This window comes from uncultured Algibacter sp. (assembly GCF_947490405.1).
Taxonomy (GTDB): Bacteria; Bacteroidota; Bacteroidia; order Flavobacteriales; family Flavobacteriaceae; genus Algibacter_B.
This window is the reverse complement of record NZ_CANLGU010000001.1, coordinates 908,708-926,491: the sequence shown is the minus strand read 5'-3', so window position 1 is coordinate 926,491 and position 17,784 is coordinate 908,708. Positions and strand designations below refer to the sequence as shown.

Below are 17,784 nucleotides of genomic sequence, written 5' to 3'. Positions count from 1 at the left end.
GCTGCAACACAAGTGGTAAGAACAGTCAATGTTATACCAGACACGACAGCACCAGTAATCACTTTAAATGGTAATGCAACCATAGATTTAAACGTTGGCGGTACTTACACCGAACAAGGTGCTACAGCCACAGATGATTTAGATGGGGATATTACGGCAAGCATTGTCATAGGCGGTGTTGTAGACACCAACATAGGTGGTACATATTTAATAACTTATGATGTAAGTGATGCTGCAGGAAATGCTGCAACACAAGTGGTAAGAACAGTCAATGTGATTCCAGATACGACAGCACCAGTAATCACTTTAAATGGTAACGCAACCATAGATTTAAACGTTGGCGGTACTTACACCGAACAAGGTGCTACAGCCACAGATGATTTAGATGGCGATATTACGGCAGGTATTGTTATAGGCGGTGTTGTAGACACCAACATAGGTGGTACATATTTAATAACTTATGATGTAAGTGATGCTGCAGGAAATGCTGCAACACAAGTGGTAAGAACAGTCAATGTAAATAATTTACCAACAGATGTTATAATACATGAAGGATATTTTGAATCTGGTTGGGATGGCTGGATTGAAGGAGGAAGTGACTGTGCTAGGAGGCTTGATGAAGCACGTTCTTTCGAAGGCTCATATTCAATACGAATTAGAGATAATTCAGGTGTAGCATCCTCAATGACTTCACCTACTTTAGATTTATCATCATTTAACGAGGTTGAGTTCGATTTTTATTTCTTTTCAAGAGGTATGGAAGTCGGAGAAGATTTTTGGTTACAATATAATGATGGCTCGGGGTTTGTAACAATAGAAACTTGGGCAAGAGGAACAGACTTTGTTAACAATGCTTTTGACAATTTCACCGTAACTTTAAATGCGTCTCAATATAATTTATCTAGTAATGCGCAATTTAGGCTAAGATGTGATGCTTCTGTGAATAATGATCAAATTTTTATAGATCAGGTTGTAATTACAGGTTCAGGAGGAACCGGAACTTTATTGCTTAAAGATGATGCTCCTAAAGATGATAATAGTCCATCTGAGGTTTTAGATATTACTGACAATACATTTGTTAAAAATGAGCTTACATTATTTCCTAATCCAGTTGGAGATATCTTAAATATTAAGACTGCAAAAGGAGGAAAAATGACTTATAGAATAATCAATTCATTAGGTCAAATTGTTAATACAGGTGAAACATCTAAGGAAATCATTGTTGATAGGTTAGAAGCTGGCATGTATTATATTGAAGTGACAAATGAAGAAGATAAAATGATGAAGCGATTTATTAAGGAATAAATCAAAATTGACTAACTCAAAAAAGTCCAGATTTTAAATCTGGGCTTTTTTTATAAATGAATAATCTCATCATCAGTTAAGAGATCATCACCTCTTAAGCGCAAGAAAATCTGTGCTACAGCAACCGTGTCTTTTTCACAATAAGTAATTATACGATCTATATTGCCTTCTTCATAAAACACACTGTAAACCTCGCTGCCATCTATATCGTCTTTTGGTGAGGGTATTCCTAAAACATTAGTTAATAATTTTAAAGAGGTATAAGTTTTATAATCTCCAAATTTCCATAACTCTAAGGTGTCTAAATGAGGGACTTCCCAAGGTTTTTTACCAAATAAATTCAGCTTATAAGGCAACTCAATATTATTAATAATCATTCGGCGTGCGATGTATGGAAAATCAAATTCCTTACCATTATGTGCACAAAGTAAATGCTTGGTTTGGCTAAAATGAGATATGAGTAAGTTCTTAAAGTCTTTTAATATTGTAATTTCATCACCATAAAAAGATGTCGTTCTAAAAGTTCTTAAATCATTTAAAATATTAAAATAGCCAACGGAGATACAAACAATTTTACCAAATTCTGCCCAAATCCCTGCACGATCATAAAACTCCTCAGCAGTGAAATCATCTTTTCTTTGGTATTGAGATTTATGTTCCCAAAGCGCTTGTTTGGTTTCATCTAAATCAGAAAAATATTGTGTTTCTGGAACGGTTTCAATATCTAAAAATAAAATATTTTCAAGATGTAATTTTGAAATCATTAGTCAAGCATTTTATAAGCTTCTTGAATATAGGTGAAAATATCTGAGGTAAATTGACCAACCATACTGTTATCACCTTTTGAATGTCCTAGTCTAACAATAATAATATTATCTGCTGGTTCAATGATAACATATTGCCCCAAGTGACCACGCATCATAAAAAAGTTTTTGCTACCAATGGTTTTTAGCCACATACCATAGCCGTACATGTTTCCATTTGGATGAACAGGTTTTATCGATTTTGCAACAAAAGTAGAGTCTAAAATTTGCTTATCATTCCATTTTCCATGGTCTTTGTAAAGTTTACCTAAACGCGCAAAATCTTTAGCATTACTAGCAATACAGCAATATGCTTTTACTAAATCATGATCTTTACTATCAACCTGCCAAAGCGTAGAATTTTCACAACCTAAAGGCTTCCAAAAGCTTTCAGTTAAATAATTATAGAGTTTTTTACCAGTAGCTTTTTCAATAACCATAGCTAACATTTGTGTGTCTCCGCTTGAATATTTAAACGATTTTCCTGGTTCTGTTTCAACTTTTAAACCGAGCATAACTTTTTCTAAATCATCATCAAAATAAGCACGAGTTACTATTGAAAACGGAGAATAATACTTTTCATCCCAAGTTGTGCCAGACGACATGCTAGACAAGTCGCCAACCGTCATTTTTGCCGCTAACCCTTCATTAAAAGTAGGTAGAAAATCACTCACAGGTTGATCTAGGCTTTTTATATGACCTTGCATAAGCGCTTTTCCCAAAAGCCCAGAAACGTAACTTTTAGCCATAGAAAACGAGTTGGTTTTAGAGTTTTTATTAAACCCATCATAATAGTTTTCAAACCAAATACTATCATTTTTTATAATAACGTAAGCAATTGTGCCATTAGCTTTGTTAATAGAATCTAAGCCTTTAGTTTCTTTTACAGAGTTGTAATTTTTATGAGTTGGCCAGGGTTGAGGAGTGGCGTTTTCAATAACTTGATTGTCAAACTCCTTATAGTCTTCTAAATAAGCCGTGGTGTAACCTTGAAGATATATGGTTCTAACTGCTTTAATTAAATAATCTGTATCTGTGATATATAAGGCAATTATGAGTATTCCCAATAGAATGACTACCCATTTAAAGAACTTTTTTAAAAATCTCATACGTTTGTTTAATGTAAAAACTAAAGATAAGAAAATTCTTTTCTATTACCCTTTTCGCCGTGGTTCCATTAGTAAATAATTTGGGCGTTACCCCAAAAAGGGGTCGGGCTTTCCGTTCCAAGTCCTCGCACCTCCTGCGTCGGGCTGTGGGCTATCCACTACAATCCCTAACGCGGGTTAATCCGCCAAGGGCAGTTTCAAAACTATAAGTTTGTCAAATCTGTTTCAATTTAAAACGTAATAAAATTTATTTTCAAGTCAATTTTACAGCCTTTTGCTTGCGTTTAGCTTTGTAGAATGCTTTACTAGCAACATAAATTGTTTTACTAAGTTCAGCGATAATAACTCCATCCTTAGTTATAATATTTGGTGTTTTAATTATGTCAATCTCTCCCTCGTTTTCTATATCTTTTTTAATATTTAGAATTTCCTCTGCGGTAAAAGTAAATTCGCAAAATATGGTTTCTTTCCCCGGTCTTTTATATTTAATAGTTGCTGCTTTATCCCAAACCACATAATCATTTCCTAAAATATTCATGAGTTGAATCATGTAAATAGGATCAGTAGCAGAAAGCATACTACCACCAAAGATTGAGCCCACATAGTTTTTATTTTTCCAATTTAAAGGAATTTTTATTTTAACAATATGCAAATCTTTAGACACTTTCATTACTTTTCCTGTAGAGCGCCTGTACATTGGCGACCAATTGAACCCATATTTATAAATTTGAGCTTTAGTAAAAAATCGTTCTGCTATTTTTGAAAGTGTTCTGTACATTTAAAAAAGTGACTGCTGTTTATATGGGCTTTCATGTTCTAGCAACCATTTTTTTCGATGTAAACCGCCTGCGTAACCAGTAAGTGAACCATCGCTTCCTATAACACGATGACACGGCACGATAATCCAAAGCGGATTTTTACCATTAGCATTGGCTACAGCACGAATAGCTTTTACATCGCCATGTTGTTTTGAAAGATCTAAGTACGAAGTTGTTTTTCCATAAGGAATAACCTCAAGAAGTTTCCATATTTTCTTTTGAAAATCAGTTCCAGAGGGGTTGAGTTTTAAGTCGAATTGTTTGCGGGAACCTTCAAAATATTCATGGAGTTGAATAACACAATCTTCTAATTCAATTGGAATAATATCAGTGATTTTCTCCTCTGAATTAAGAACTGTAACTGAAGCAATACCATCTACATCACCAATAATTTTGGTAAACCCTAAAGGTGATTTGATGATGCATTCTTCCATTATTCAGTAGGTTTCTCGTCTTCTAGAAGGCCTAGTTTTTTAGCACGAGTTTCCCAGCTTTTTCTTGCTAAGTGTTGTAAATCTGAAACATTATCACTCTCATCCATTATTTCTAAACCAAGCAAGGTTTCAATAACATCTTCCATAGTTACTAAACCACTTACTGAGCCATATTCATCAACTACTAAAGCCATGTGGTTTCTTGATTCAACAAGTTTTTCAAATAATGTAGGGATAGGTAAATTTCTATCAACAACAATAATATCGCGCTTTAATTCAGATAATTTTTTAGAGTTATTATCTAGCGCCATTTCTTTAAAAATCTCATCTTTAAGTACTAGCCCAATAATATTATCTGCATCGTTAGAATACACAGGGATTCTAGAAAAGCGTAGGTTTAAATTCCGTTTAAAAAAGTCTTCAACCGTAGTTTTTTCATCTTCGGTTTTCATCACAGTTCTTGGGGTCATTACATCTTTAGCAAATATCTCTTTAAAAGTTAGTAGGTTTTTAATAATCTTACTTTCGTTTTCTTGAAAAACCCCTTCTTCGTGGGCTATATCAGTCATTGCCATAAAACCTTCGCGACTTAGTACACTACCGTGCCCTTTACCTCCAATCAATTTAGTTGTAAGTTGTAGCAACCACAAAATTCCTGTCCATTTTAAAGGGAAAATTAAAATTAGTAATGTTTTAGATGCAAAATTTGCCAATCCTTTCCAGTAAGTAGCTCCAATAGTTTTTGGAATAATTTCTGAAGCTACAAGAATTAAAAACGTCATAATTGCTGAAATAATCCCTACGGTATTGATACCTAAAACATTCCAATCATATCCCAAATTCTCCGCTTCAATACCTACCATCATTGCACCTAGAGTATGTGCTATAGTATTAAGTGTAAGTATAGCAATTAGGGGTTTATCTACATCTTTTTTTAATTTTTCTAAAGTTAAAGCATAGTCTTTTCCCTCTTGTTTTTTAACATTTATAAAGGTTGGCGTGACGCTGAGTAAAACAGCTTCAAGGATAGAACATAAAAACGAAAAGAAAATAGAGATGGTGGCCCAAAAAATTAGTGCACTCATTGAATAGGTTTTAATTTATGGCTAATTTACGAAATCAATTTCACAACATCCTTTGCAAAGTAACTTGCTATTATATCTGCTCCTGCACGTTTAAAAGCTGTGGTAGTTTCCATCATAATTTGATTGTGATCTAGCCAGCCTTTTTCTGCAGCGGCTTTTATCATGGCGTATTCTCCCGACACTTGATATACAGCTACAGGCACATCAACTTCATTTTTAATCTCGCGTAAAATATCTAAATACGAAATTCCTGGTTTTACCATCACAATATCAGCACCTTCGTCTATATCCATTTCGGTTTCCCTAATGGCTTCAAAACGATTCCCATAATCCATTTGATAGGTTTTTTTATCCTTAGGAATATCAACTAAATCTACGGGTGCAGAATCTAAAGCGTCACGGAAAGGCCCATAAAATGCCGAGGCATATTTAGCTGAATAACTCATAATACCTGTATTGATATACCCTTCATCTTCTAAAGCCTCACGGATGGTTAAAACGCGTCCGTCCATCATATCGCTGGGTGCTACAAAATCAGCACCAGCTTGGGCATGAGAAATACTCATATCTGCTAAAAATTCAGCGGTTTTATCGTTAATTATTTGTCCGTTTTCAATAATACCATCATGTCCGTAAATAGAATATGGATCTAGAGCAACATCAGTCATCACCAACATATCCGGACACGTATTTTTTACAGTTTTAATTGCACGTTGCATTAAGCCGTTTGGGTTTAAAGCTTCGGCACCTTTATTATCTTTTAAATTGTCTGGCACTTTTACAAAGAGTAGTACCGATTTTAAACCTAAGTTCCACAATGCTTTCACTTCGCTTTCTAATAAATCTAAACTATAACGAAAGTAGTTTGGCATTGATGGGATTTCATCTTTTATGCCTTTGCCTTCTACTACAAAAAGCGGTACTAAAAAATCGTTTGGTGTAATTATGGTTTCACGAACTAGAGAACGAATGGCTTCGTTAGTTCTTAATCTTCTATTTCTTCTTAATGGGAACATAGTAAAATGTTTATTTGTTGATGCGTTTATTTGTTTATCCAATCAATTGGGTTTTTCAATACTTCGATTAATTTTTCTTCATCGCTTCCAACTTCTGGATGATGGTCGTACACCCATTGCACATGCGGTGGTAAACTCATTAAAATACTTTCAATACGGCCGTTGGTTTTTAATCCAAACAGCGTGCCTTTATCATGCACTAAATTAAATTCTACATAACGCCCACGACGTATTTCTTGCCAATTGCGTTGTGCTTCTGTGTAAGGTAGGTTTTTCCGTTTTTCAACTATAGGAATATAAGCTTCTAAAAAACTATCGCCTACTTCGGTTACAAAATTATACCAATGTTCCATAGTCATATCATCGGTTGCTTTACAATAATCGAAAAACAAGCCGCCTAAACCTCTACCTTCGTTTCTATGAGCGTTGTAAAAGTATTCGTCACAGCGTTTTTTATAAGTTTTATAAAAATCATCATTATGACGGTCGCAAGCTGTTTTACAGGTTTGATGAAAATGTTTTGCATCGTCTTCAAACAGATAATAAGGTGTTAAATCTTGCCCACCACCAAACCAACTATCTATAATATCACCGTTTTCGTCATACATTTCAAAATAGCGCCAATTGGCATGTACTGTTGGCACCATTGGATTCTTTGGATGTAATACCAAACTTAATCCACAGGCAAAAAAATCTACATCACCCACTTTAAAATACGCTTGCATAGATTTTGGTAATTTACCATGAACACCAGAAATATTAACGCCGCCTTTTTCAAAAACATTACCGTTTTCAATAACTCGAGTTCGCCCACCGCCGCCTTCAGGTCGTTTCCAAATATCTTCTTGAAATTTAGCGTTGCCGTCTATATCTTCAAGTTTAGAAGTAATACGGTCCTGAAGGTTTTGTATATATTGGTAAAATTTATCTTTCATCTATTCAATTGCTTTATAAAGTTCATACAGTTCCATATCTAAAGGGTTTTCTCCAGGAGGTGTATGCTCGTTTTTTAATGTTTTAATGTGAGTGAAATTACAATTTTCCGCAACTTTTATACTGCCAATATTACTTTTATGTACAATAATTTGTAGTGTTTCTAAATTCAAATGATCAAAGGTATAATCTGATAAATGTTTTACAGCTTCTGTCATTACCCCTTTACTTTCAATATTATAGTCTATAGCATACGCAAATTCACCTTGTTTTTTAGTCCAATCTATCGCTTTAATGTATACTAAACCCATTAATTTATGAGATTCTTTTGTTTTAATAGTGAATAGAAATTCTTCTTTTGCTTGAAATTGTTTTTCCTTTTTTTCTACAAAGATATTAGATAAATCGGGCGTTAAATTTTGCTCTAATGTTTTTGGAAAGTAGCGTTTCAGTCGATCTTCATTAGCAACAACAAAATTGCACACGCGCCATCCATCTCTTACCGTTATAGGGCTTATAATGTAGTTATCTAAATTAAGCATGTGGTATTTTATTAAAATTTACTGAGCGTTTGGGCTGAAGTAATAACGCTTGTACAATTGCCAAAGTGCTATAATAAAAGAAACCAAAACCCAAAGCAATGTGAGGTGTATCGATAAATGCACCACCAGATTTAACATGGTTAAAATAGTCTGACTTCTCTAAGAATGCTGGTGTAACCCCCATTTCACCAAAAATACTATTTGTAAATAAGCATACAAAAATTAAGATGAAGTAAGCAACTGCACCCAATACTGAGGTTAAAATAGCCTTGTTTTTTATAGCTTTACTAACATCAGAAAACGCAAAACGCATTCTATTTAAAATAATTAATCCGTAGATAACTAATATCGAATTATCTGGCATGCTTTGGGAGAACGCCCAAGCAAAAATACCGTAAATAGGTGCTAATATAAAGAGCGATATCTTTTTAGGTGTTACAGCCATAAAAACGCCTGAGTGCATTAAAACAAATTCAAAAGCCATGAGTACAGCGAGTGCATATATTTTTTCGGCATCTTCAAAACTGGGCATATACCATAGTTTTAAAAATTGACATGCCATAATAAGATGCATTATTATACCTGTATACTCAAAAGGTTTATTGTATTTTTCAATAATGTTAGTCATTATCTACGCTTTCGATACGTTTAATTTTTTAACCGTTAGTGTACTTGCTGCTGTTACCGATAATGGCAATACTAAAATGACACCAATTACTGGAATTAATAAAAAAAGTATAAATACAATACCATTGCCTATAGCTAACCCGCGATGTTTACGCACAAATTGCAAGCTTTTTTTATATTGATAATGACGCTCTAAAGTATAATCCATATTACCAAAACCCGCATAATAGGCCTGAACCGCAAATAGCAATATGGTGGAAAATATATTGACTACAGGAATGAATTTTAAAAGCAGAATAGGAATGGTAAGCAACAACTCCATAACTAAGTTTCTACCATTTATTTTTATACCTCGCAGTAATTGTTGCATAAATGTAGTATCTCTATGAGAATGTGGTGGATTGCCTGTAAAATGTGCTTCTATCTTTTCTGAAACGGGACTCATAAATGGTGCTGATAACGCCATTATGATATGCTTAAACAAAATGAGCCCTATAACTATAATAATTAAACCACCAATAAAATTACTGATGGTAGAGAAGGTATCTTTTCCCCAATCCCAAATCCAAATTTTAGTAATAAAACCACCGATGTTATCTGACAGTCCGTATGCAGACCCAAAAATGATAATTGCGGTGATAAAACTGATAAGCATGGGAATCGCAAAATATTTCCAAAGTTTTAGTTTTGAAATTAAAGCGAAAGCTCCAAAGTATGCTTTAATACCCGAAATGATGTTTTTAATCATAACTAAACTGCTATATCTTCTGTTAGAAAAGATTCATTATCATCGTTAATATTTCTAGACCAAAGGGCTAATCCAAAAGTTAAAACGCCTAAACGCCCTATAAACATGGTAGCAATTATTACAATTTTACCAAATGTATTAATGTCTGCCGTTATACCTGTACTAATCCCTACGGTTCCTAATGCAGAAGCCACCTCAAAAAGGATATTTTCAAATTTAAGATTGTTAGTAATGGTAATTAAAAATGTGGCTATCAAAATAATAATGGTATAAAAAATAAATGCAGACATGGCTGTATATAACCTTTCAAAAGGAATAATACGTCCTAAAAAAGTAATGTGTTTACTTCCTGTTAGCTGGCTTTTCATGATAGCAAACACTGCTGTTAAGGTGGTTATTTTTATACCACCGGCGGTACCCGACGGAGACGCACCAATGTACATTAAAAAGATACATATTAGCATCATAGCTTGAGAAAACGCTCCAAAATCTACAGTATTAAACCCAACGGTTGTCATGGCTGTCATGGTTTGAAAAAATGACGCTAAAAAACGAGAATTACTTGGTAATATTGCTATTGATGGTTCGAAGAAGTAAAAGAATACAGTGCCAAAGGTTAGTAAAATTAAAAACCCGTAAAAAATGATTTTTGTAGTAAAACTTAATTTGTGTGTTTTATGTTTTATCCACAAACCAAAATCTGTAATAACTATAAACCCTAAAGAACCGCAGATGGCAAGCATGGATATGATGAAGTTAATAAAATTGTCATCAATATAATCTGTAAAACCGTTGTTGAATAGACTAAAGCCAGCTGTACAAAATGTACTTACACTATGGAAAACCGATGACCAAATGGCTTCGCCAATTGCCATACCATCACCTGTAAAAGCAATGAAGAATAATACTGCCCCAATTAATTCCATAATTAATGTAAACAGAATTACAGACTTTAAAAAGTCTTTAATTTTTATAGTTTTTGGTAGTGTAAATTCTGTAGATAATATTTTTTTGTGCCAAAGCGTCATTTTTCTGGTGGTAGATAACAGCATAAATGTTGTAAAGGTTAAGTAACCAATACCACCAAGCTGAATTAATACCATGATGATAAACTGACCAAAGATATTATAGGTATCGAAAATGGAAACTGTAACTAAACCCGTTGTTGATACAGCTGAGGTGGAAATGAACAAATGATCTAAAATAGTAGCACTCCCTTTTTGAAAAATAGGTAAGCACAGTAATAAGAAGCCTAGAATTATATATGTAAAAAATCCGTAGAATAAATTTTGTTGAGGCGTCCAACCTTTTTTTAATAAGGCGTATTTTTTAGCTAACTCTTGAAATTTATTAGGCATAATTTAATGCTTTTTCGATCTCATTAAAAATAATTCTTTTTAATGACTATCGTCAATTTATTTCCTCATACATGAATTTAAGAAGGCTTATACTCTTTTACGGCATCAATAAATGCTTTTGCATTATCTAAACCAATGTTGGGCAAAATGCCGTGACCAAGGTTTACAATGTATTTGTCTTTACCAAACTCATTAATCATTTGGTGCACCATTTTTTTAATTTCTGCAGGAGGCGAGAACAAACGTGTAGGATCAAAATTACCTTGAAGCGTGATGTTGCCACCTGTTAAATAACGGGCGTTTCGAGCAGAACAGGTCCAATCTACACCCAAAGCAGAAGCGCCAGATTTTGCCATTTCGCCAAGAGCAAACCAGCAGCCTTTACCAAAAGCAATAACGGGTGCATCGTCTTTTAACGCATCTATAATTTGCTGGATATATTGCCACGAAAATTCTTGGTAATCAACTGGCGAGAGCATGCCTCCCCAAGAATCGAATACTTGAACAGCGTTACAACCCGCTTTTACTTTTTCTTTTAAATAGGCAATTGTTGTATCTGTAATTTTCTGTAATAATTGGTGTGCAGCTACAGGATTTGTAAAGCAAAATTCTTTGGCTTTATCGAAGTTTTTACTGCCTTGTCCTTGCACGCAATAGCATAAAATAGTCCACGGTGATCCTGCAAAACCTATAAGCGGAATTTCATCGTTTAGCTTTTCTTTAGTGGCTTTTATGGCTTGATACACGTAATTTAAAGCATCTTTTACATCTGGAACAATAACGTTATCTACATCTTTTTGAGAGCGAACTGGATTTGGTAAATAGGGCCCAAAATTAGGTTTCATTTGTACCTCAATATTCATAGCCTGCGGAATCACTAGAATATCACTAAACAAAATAGCGGCATCCATACCGTATCTGCGAATGGGTTGTACGGTAATTTCACTGGCCAATTCTGGCGTTTGGCAACGGGTAAAGAAATCGTACTTTGCTTTAATTTCCATGAATTCTGGCAAGTAACGCCCTGCTTGACGCATCATCCAAACCGGTGGACGTTCAACCGTTTCTCCTTTTAATGCTCTTAAAAATAAATCGTTCTTTATCATCTTTTTTATCATTCCCGCGAAAGCGGAACTCTTTTTAATTGTAACTTAAATTATCATAAAATGAATTCCTGCCTTTGTAGGATTAACATATTATACATAATGTTCGTTCACCAACTCAATAACACTCTCTACCGTTGGTACTTTTGCAACGCGTACATCTTTAAAGTGTTTACTGGCAGCCTTTGCCGTAGTTTCGCCAATACAAAAAGCAATAACTTGCCCTTTATTACTGCGCACATAACTTTCCACGGTTGATGGGCTGTAAAACATCACACTTTCTACAGAGTCATCTACTTTAACACCATCATATTTGGTTTGGTAAGCTTCTACTTCATTAACTGTAATGTGGTTATCGCTTAAAATAGTTGGTAAAGCATCTAGCCTAATGTCGCTACAAAAATACGTAACTTCTGTACCTTCAATATGCGCTACTAAATATTCTGCGAGCTTTTTTGCATTTTTTTCAGTGTGCTTTACTTTCCCTATTTTTTGTTCTACTAAACGTTTTGTTCTTCTGCCAACACAGTATATGTTTTTAAACTGAAGCTCTATAGCCGAATAATTGGTGCTTAACGATTCTACAGCATTTTTACTGGTAATTATAACGTTTTGAATCTCGTTTTTTAAGAAACGTGGATGTATTCTATTCAAACTTATTTTGATAAAATCTGAACTTTCAGCCACTACTTTTTCGTGAAATAGTAAGCGTTGGTCTTCCGTAAAACGCTTTGTAGAAAACACGTTTATTGTTTTATTGGCGTTTTTAATGTTATCCATTAGGCGTTTACCGCCGCGTTCTATTATAAAATCGGCACAAAATTGCGCCATATCGCTATGTTCGCCTAATTTTTTAACGCGAGTTACATCGATACGCTTGGTACCATCGGGACTTAACAACACGCCTTTAAAATTAATTTCTTCGTCTTTAATGTAAGCTAAAGCGCCTATTGGTGCCGTACAACCGCCTTCTAATTTATTAAGAAACTCACGTTCTATGGTTGTGCAAATTTCGGTTTCTTCATGATTAAGTGCTGCGCATGCTTCTTTTACAAATTCATCTTCATCAAGAGCAGTAATCATAATAGCGCCTTGTGCTGGTGCAGGAATCATCCAGTCGAGATTAACGGCCTCTTCTGGCCTAATACCAATTCTACCAATACCTGCTGCTGCAAAAATAGCACCGTTCCAATCGTTATCTTTGAGTTTTTGTAAACGCGAGTTGACGTTGCCTCTTAAATCTGTTATAGTGTGTGTTGGGAAACGGTTAAGCCATTGTGCACGTCGGCGTAAACTACCTGTAGCAATCACAGCATCTTTAGCACCTAAAAACTCTTCATTATCCTTAAAAACAAGTGTATCATTTACGTTACCACGTTTTAAAACAGCGGCCTGCACAATACCTTTTGGTAAAACTGTTGGCACGTCTTTAAGGGAATGTACCGCAATATCAATATCATGATTTAACATCGCAATATCTAAAGTACGGGTAAATATACCTGTAATTCCTAGCTTGTAAAGTGGTTTATCTAAAACCAAATCGCCTGTAGATTTTACAGGAACAAGTTCTGTTTTATGGCCAGCTTCTTCGAGTAATTTTTTTACTATGTTGGCTTGCCATAGTGCTAATTCACTATCGCGCGTGCCAATTCTAATGGTTTTAGACATTGGATTTTTGTGGTTCTTCTAATTGGAAAACTTTTTTGATAAGCTCCAGACTATCATCTGTAGAAATAGCATCATCTTTTAAATGATGTGCAAAATGATTGGTGATTTTTTGAATAATTTTATTGCTTATTAATGCGGCTTGTTCCTCGTTAAAATCGTTCAACTTTTTACGTTGCGTTTCTAATTCGGCACTAGCAAAACCTGTAAGTTTATGTTTTAGGGCTTTAATGGTTGGCGCAAATTTTCTAGTTTCTAACCAACTGTTAAATTCAGCTTTTACCTCATCAATAATAGCCTCTGCTGACGGAATATGAGCCTTACGAGACTCTAAAGTCTCATCTGTTATTTTAGATAAATCGTCTAAATGCACTAGGGCTACATTATCTAATTCCTGCACATTTTCGTCAACATTCTTAGGAATGGATAGATCTAAAATTAAAAGCGGCTTTTTAGTTTGAATGATGTGTTTATCAATTGTGGGGCGTTGCGCTCCAGTTGCCACTATCAAAATATCAGAATCGCTTACTTCTTCTTGCAAATTAGCATAATCTTTAACCAACAAATTAAACTTTCCAGCAATTTTTTCAGCCTTATCTTTTGTTCTATTAATTAAAGTAATATGTTCGTTTTTGGTGTGTTTTACCAAGTTTTCACAAGTATTTCTACCTATTTTTCCTGTGCCGAAGAGTAAAATATTTTTATTAGTAATATCCTGTACATTTTTAAAGATGTATTGTACAGATGCAAAAGATACCGAAGTAGCGCCTGATGATATGTTAGTTTCAGTTTTAATACGCTTGCTAGCCTGTATAACAGCATTGACCAATCGCTCAGAAAAATGATTTAGTAAACCGTATTTTCTTGATAATTTTGTGCTTGCTTTTAACTGACTTATAATCTCAAAATCTCCTAAAATTTGGCTATCCAATCCAGAACCTACGCGAAACATGTGCGCAATGGCTTCTTTATTTTTGTAGATGTAAGCTACCTCTCTAAACTCTTCAACAGTACCATTTGTATTATCACAAAGCAACGCTATAAGTTGATAGGGGTGCTGAGAAAACCCATAAATTTCGGTACGATTACATGTTGAAGTTACAATTAAACTCTCAATACCATTAGCTTTAGCTTGTTGTAACAATGCTTGTTTCGCATCATTATCTAAGCTAAAACGACCTCTTGTATCTGCATCGGCTTTTTTGTAACTTAAGCCAATAGCATAAAAAGAACTACTTTTACTAATGTTATATTTTTGCATTACTCTACCTGAAATTGCGAAACAAAAATATAAGTAACGTTGATTAAAAAATAACGCTCAAAGAACTTTTAATATCGTTTGTGGTTTTTTAGCATTGTTTTTTCTTAAAACATGATAAATATCATATTTTAGCAATGAATTAGGCAGTTTTTATTGTTTTAATTTAGAACCAATCTAAATAAAATAAATATGAATCAAGATTTAAATGCAAAAAAAAGTATCGCTAAAAGTTCTTTTGAGGAAACGCTAATAGAAAATGGTTTTTTAATCTTATTGTTTAAGAATGATGAGAGTTTTATGCAAAGTGTTGCAAAAGAAATAGATAGCACATTCTTGCAGTTTCATTTTTGTGTAAAAGGGTCAACAAAATTTGTTTTTAACCAAGGGCGCTATACTTTAGATATACACGAAGAGAATTCGTTATTGTTATATAATCCTCAACGAGAATTACCTATAGATCTTCAAGTAGAGCCTAATTCTTGGATTATTTCTATCTTAATATCAATTAAAAAATTTCATGGGTTGTTTTCTCTAGAAGCAGATTATATTACGTTTTTAAGTGAAGACAATAAGGATAAAAAATATTACAAAGATGGTATTATTTCACCATCAATGGCAATTGTATTGAATCAACTGATAAACTACAATCTTAATCAAACTATTAAGCCATTGTATTTTAAAGGAAAAGCTTATGAGCTGTTGAGTTTATATTTTAATAGAAGTGAAGATGCTGATGTTGAGCAATGTCCATTTTTAGTAGACGAGGCTAATGTGATTAAAATTAGGAAAGCGAAAGATATTGTAGTATCTCGAATGGCAGAACCACCAAGTTTGCAGGAATTAGCAGACGAAATAGGCTTGAGCTTAAAAAAGCTTAAGGAAGGGTTTAAACAAATTTACGGCGATTCAGTTTTTAGTTTTTTATTTGATTATAAGATGGAAGTAGCTAGAAAATTACTAGAAGCTGGAGATGATAATGTGAATGAAGTAGGATTTAAAGTTGGCTACAGTACATCAAGTCATTTTATAGCAGCATTTAAAAAGAAGTATGGTACAACACCCAAAAAGTACGTCATGTCCTTGAATTAAAGCCATGTAAGTTTTTTTTATTATTTTTGACTAACCCCAAAACAAATAATATGAAATTCTTAACCCCAGAAATAGAAGCACTATCCAAACATTTTGTAGAAGGAAAATCGTTAGCAAGAACTAATATATCTTGTGGCATTTTTCAAGATTGTAATCCTTCCGAAGAAAGATCAATAACATTATCAGAATCAATAGCAAAATAACGATATCTGATTCTTTAAAAACTATTTTTTATTATTTCTGTTGTATTTTTGCAACATGAAAAAAGGAATCTTATTAGTTAATCTTGGCTCACCAGATAGTCCAAATCCCAAAGACGTAAAAAAGTATTTAGGCGAATTTTTAATGGATGAACGTGTTATTGACGTTCCACTTTGGGCAAGAACATTGCTTGTAAAAGGTATCATTTTAAATACACGCCCAAAGGCATCTGCCAAAGCATACCAAAAAATTTGGTGGGATGAAGGCTCTCCATTAATAGTGCTTTCAGAAAGGCTTCAAGAGAAAGTACAAGAAAAACTAGAATTCCCCGTGGCTCTTGCAATGCGATATGGTAGTATGACGCTTAAAAAAGGGCTTCAAGAACTTGTTGATAAAGGTTGTACGGAAATTAAAACCATACCGCTATATCCACAATTTGCAATGGCTACTACTGAGACTATTGATGTAAAAGTAGACGAACTAGTTGCACAGTATTTTCCACAAGTAAAGATTACTCGAACGCCCGCATTTTACGAGCGTAAAGATTATATAAACGTCCTTTCAAAGAGTATAGCAGAAACACTAGAAGGTTTAGATTACGAACATATTTTGTTCAGCTATCACGGTGTGCCCGAACGCCATATTCGCAAAAGCGATATTACAAACGGCAACTGTAAAATGGACGGCAAATGTTGCTTTAAAAAAGGAAGTGAACAACACGAGTTTTGTTACCGCCACCAATGCGAAATCACTACCGTAAACGTAGCCAAGGCATTAGGTTTAAAAAACGGTACTTACTCCACCACATTTCAATCAAGACTAGGTTTCGATCCATGGTTACAACCGTATACAGATAGAACCATAGAGCGTATGGGTAAAGAAGGTATCAAAAAAATGGCTATTGTTACTCCAGCCTTTGTTAGCGATTGTTTAGAAACCTTAGAAGAAATTGCTATGGAAGGCGAAGAGATTTTCCACGAAGTAGGCGGAAAAGAATTTACGGTGATTCCATGCCTAAACGACAGAGAAGACTTCGCACAAGTTATTGCTAATATAGCAAAGGAATGGACTAGCGTAGAAAAACCATTAACCGTTTAAATTCAGCATAAAAATAAGGCCATGACATATTTTTACCTAAAAGCATTTCATCTTATTTTTGTTATCACATGGTTTGCAGGCTTATTTTACATTCCCAGGTTATTTGTATATCAAATAGAAGCCTTTCACAAACCCTCACCCGATAAAGAAATCTTAGGCAAACAATTAAAACTCATGGCAAAACGTCTCTGGTTTATCATCACATGGCCATCAGCAATACTAGCATTAATTTTCGGCTTAAGTTTATTTTACATCAATCCTACACTATTTTATATGCCATGGATGCAAGTAAAATTAGGCTTCATCATATTATTATTCATCTATCACCTAAAAACACATCAGTACTACAAACAATTACAAAACGATGTAGTAAAAAAAACCTCCAGTTTCATGCGTATCTGGAACGAGGGCGCCACATTCATACTCTTCGCCGTTATATTTTTGGTTATCCTTAAAAGTGCTATAAACTGGATATGGGGCGTTATAGGTATTTTTGTTTTAGGCATCCTAATCATGCTTGGGTTCAAACTCTATAAGAATTTTAGAGATAAAAATCCAGACGCTTAAAACTTTGGGCGTTACCCACAAG

19 protein-coding genes are annotated in these 17,784 nt (G+C 34.2%); 5 read left to right on the top strand and 14 right to left on the bottom strand.

Features of this window, described 5'->3' with window-relative positions; all coding sequences use genetic code 11:
* A partial coding sequence (locus Q0772_RS03965; protein WP_298340578.1) for an immunoglobulin-like domain-containing protein occupies positions 1–1,305 on the top strand: 1,305 nt, incomplete at its 5' end.
* A gap of 50 nt (positions 1,306–1,355) precedes the next feature.
* Here Q0772_RS03965 and Q0772_RS03960 read toward each other — a convergent pair.
* The 14 genes from Q0772_RS03960 to hemA form a co-directional block, all read right to left on the bottom strand.
* Positions 1,356–2,069 carry a 3'-5' exonuclease gene (locus tag Q0772_RS03960; protein WP_298340576.1) on the bottom strand — a complete coding sequence of 238 codons (714 nt, stop codon included), beginning with the start codon at positions 2,067–2,069 and terminating at the stop codon, positions 1,356–1,358.
* The gene (locus Q0772_RS03955; RefSeq protein WP_298340574.1) at positions 2,069–3,217 is read right to left on the bottom strand and encodes a serine hydrolase; all 1,149 of its coding nucleotides are present in this window, start codon (positions 3,215–3,217) and stop codon (positions 2,069–2,071) included. Before Q0772_RS03955 ends, Q0772_RS03960 begins: the two co-directional genes overlap by 1 nt.
* Positions 3,218–3,470: 253 nt before the next feature.
* Positions 3,471–3,995, bottom strand: coding sequence for a DUF4442 domain-containing protein (locus tag Q0772_RS03950; RefSeq protein ID WP_298340572.1), 525 nt, complete (start codon positions 3,993–3,995; stop codon positions 3,471–3,473).
* Complete coding sequence (locus Q0772_RS03945) at positions 3,996–4,469, bottom strand: methylated-DNA--[protein]-cysteine S-methyltransferase (protein WP_298340570.1); 474 nt, start codon at positions 4,467–4,469, stop codon at positions 3,996–3,998.
* A complete protein-coding gene (locus Q0772_RS03940) occupies positions 4,469–5,554 on the bottom strand; it encodes a hemolysin family protein (protein WP_298340568.1) in 1,086 nt (361 codons plus the stop codon). The genes Q0772_RS03945 and Q0772_RS03940 overlap by 1 nt, the downstream gene beginning before the upstream one ends.
* A gap of 26 nt (positions 5,555–5,580) precedes the next feature.
* Complete coding sequence (gene hemB / locus Q0772_RS03935) at positions 5,581–6,570, bottom strand: porphobilinogen synthase (RefSeq protein WP_298340566.1); 990 nt, start codon at positions 6,568–6,570, stop codon at positions 5,581–5,583.
* Positions 6,571–6,596: 26 nt separating this feature from the next.
* Positions 6,597–7,505 (bottom strand): oxygen-dependent coproporphyrinogen oxidase, encoded by a 909-nt coding sequence (hemF, locus tag Q0772_RS03930; RefSeq protein ID WP_298340564.1) that lies wholly within the window; start codon positions 7,503–7,505, stop codon positions 6,597–6,599.
* Complete coding sequence (locus Q0772_RS03925; protein ID WP_298340562.1) at positions 7,506–8,045, bottom strand: GNAT family protein; 540 nt, start codon at positions 8,043–8,045, stop codon at positions 7,506–7,508.
* Positions 8,038–8,673 (bottom strand): hypothetical protein, encoded by a 636-nt coding sequence (locus tag Q0772_RS03920; RefSeq protein ID WP_298340560.1) that lies wholly within the window; start codon positions 8,671–8,673, stop codon positions 8,038–8,040. The genes Q0772_RS03925 and Q0772_RS03920 overlap by 8 nt, the downstream gene beginning before the upstream one ends.
* 3 nt (positions 8,674–8,676) lie before the next feature.
* A complete protein-coding gene (locus Q0772_RS03915) occupies positions 8,677–9,420 on the bottom strand; it encodes an EI24 domain-containing protein (RefSeq protein WP_298340559.1) in 744 nt (247 codons plus the stop codon).
* A gap of 2 nt (positions 9,421–9,422) precedes the next feature.
* Positions 9,423–10,778 carry a potassium transporter TrkG gene (locus tag Q0772_RS03910; RefSeq protein ID WP_298340557.1) on the bottom strand — a complete coding sequence of 452 codons (1,356 nt, stop codon included), beginning with the start codon at positions 10,776–10,778 and terminating at the stop codon, positions 9,423–9,425.
* Between the two features lie 77 nt (positions 10,779–10,855).
* The gene (gene hemE / locus Q0772_RS03905; protein ID WP_298340555.1) at positions 10,856–11,884 is read right to left on the bottom strand and encodes a uroporphyrinogen decarboxylase; all 1,029 of its coding nucleotides are present in this window, start codon (positions 11,882–11,884) and stop codon (positions 10,856–10,858) included.
* A 90-nt stretch (positions 11,885–11,974) separates the two neighbouring features.
* Complete coding sequence (hemC, locus tag Q0772_RS03900) at positions 11,975–13,549, bottom strand: hydroxymethylbilane synthase (RefSeq protein WP_298340553.1); 1,575 nt, start codon at positions 13,547–13,549, stop codon at positions 11,975–11,977.
* On the bottom strand, positions 13,542–14,807 hold the full coding sequence (gene hemA, locus Q0772_RS03895) for a glutamyl-tRNA reductase (protein ID WP_298340552.1): 1,266 nt from the start codon (positions 14,805–14,807) through the stop codon (positions 13,542–13,544). The genes hemC and hemA overlap by 8 nt, the downstream gene beginning before the upstream one ends.
* 189 nt (positions 14,808–14,996) lie before the next feature.
* Here hemA and Q0772_RS03890 point away from each other — a divergent pair, with 189 nt between their 5' ends.
* From Q0772_RS03890 to Q0772_RS03875, 4 genes are read left to right on the top strand one after another with little or no spacing between them, the layout of a single operon-like run.
* The gene (locus Q0772_RS03890) at positions 14,997–15,896 is read left to right on the top strand and encodes an AraC family transcriptional regulator (protein WP_298340550.1); all 900 of its coding nucleotides are present in this window, start codon (positions 14,997–14,999) and stop codon (positions 15,894–15,896) included.
* A 50-nt stretch (positions 15,897–15,946) separates the two neighbouring features.
* Positions 15,947–16,099 carry a hypothetical protein gene (locus Q0772_RS03885; RefSeq protein ID WP_298340548.1) on the top strand — a complete coding sequence of 51 codons (153 nt, stop codon included), beginning with the start codon at positions 15,947–15,949 and terminating at the stop codon, positions 16,097–16,099.
* 55 nt (positions 16,100–16,154) lie between these two features.
* Positions 16,155–17,195 carry a ferrochelatase gene (gene hemH, locus Q0772_RS03880; RefSeq protein ID WP_298340546.1) on the top strand — a complete coding sequence of 347 codons (1,041 nt, stop codon included), beginning with the start codon at positions 16,155–16,157 and terminating at the stop codon, positions 17,193–17,195.
* 21 nt (positions 17,196–17,216) lie between these two features.
* Positions 17,217–17,762, top strand: a complete 546-nt coding sequence (locus Q0772_RS03875; RefSeq protein WP_298340544.1) for a CopD family protein — start codon at positions 17,217–17,219, stop codon at positions 17,760–17,762.
* The last annotated feature ends 22 nt before the right edge of the window (positions 17,763–17,784 follow it).